Source organism: Vibrio sp. 2304 (assembly GCF_033339475.1).
GTDB classification, from domain to species: Bacteria; Pseudomonadota; Gammaproteobacteria; order Enterobacterales; family Vibrionaceae; genus Vibrio; species Vibrio alginolyticus.
The window spans coordinates 1-671 of the sequence record NZ_JAWOUQ010000066.1; the positions used below are offsets into that span (position 1 = coordinate 1).

Genomic DNA, 671 nt, shown 5'->3' on the forward strand with positions numbered 1-671 from the left:
AATTCCGGAACGGCATCATCCGTTCCTTTGGCGCTTTTCGCCTGATGAAAGGCGTACCACAGCGCTTCTTTTTGTGTTTGAGGATCAGAAAAAACGTCCTTTAACGAAGAAAGCACGCTTTGTTTAGAGACAGTCTCTGCTTCCTTGATCGACGCATACCAATCTTTAATTGCGTTGAGTTTCTCTTCTACTTTTGTCAGCGTGTCTTTGGGAGCTGAGCGAGAAACTTCGGCCGTGGTTTCTCGCGTCATAAGCTCGCTCATTCGCTTCGCATCGTCGCGTTCATAGTGACGAACATCGGTTGAATGAGCGGGCGTTTGTCCGACAAAGCTAGGGTCGACTCTCATCCAAGATTCCTAATGTCTTGGGTGAAGCTCGCCGCAAAAGCTTGGCTTTCTTCGCTGCCTTGAGCTGCCAGTTCCATCCAACGTTCAGCTTGGCTTAGTAACCCTGCTTTTGCAGCCGCTAGCGCCGCCAAACTGATTAGATCAGGATACGCGGTGCAAAGTGGCTCAAGTAATCGATGTGCCTCTTCGTACGCGCCTTTGTTCATCAGGCTCGTCGCACGAATCATTACTACGACTTCTTCAGAGCTCGAAGTCTCCTCAAGGCAATCAGCAATCGTATTGGCCTCTTGATGACGATGCATCCCCGTCGCCATCAAAGCAATT

At 49.8% G+C, this 671-nt stretch carries 1 protein-coding gene and 1 pseudogene; both read right to left on the minus strand.

Going from position 1 to position 671, the window contains the following annotated elements; all coding sequences use genetic code 11:
* Window positions 1–347: pseudogene (gene vscH / locus R7P64_RS24270) on the minus strand (YopR family T3SS polymerization control protein VscH); the annotation flags it as partial.
* A complete protein-coding gene (vscG, locus tag R7P64_RS24275) occupies window positions 344–670 on the minus strand; it encodes a YscG family type III secretion system chaperone VscG (RefSeq protein WP_318124162.1) in 327 nt (108 codons plus the stop codon). The gene vscG and the pseudogene vscH, both read right to left, overlap by 4 nt.
* Window position 671 lies beyond the last annotated feature (1 nt).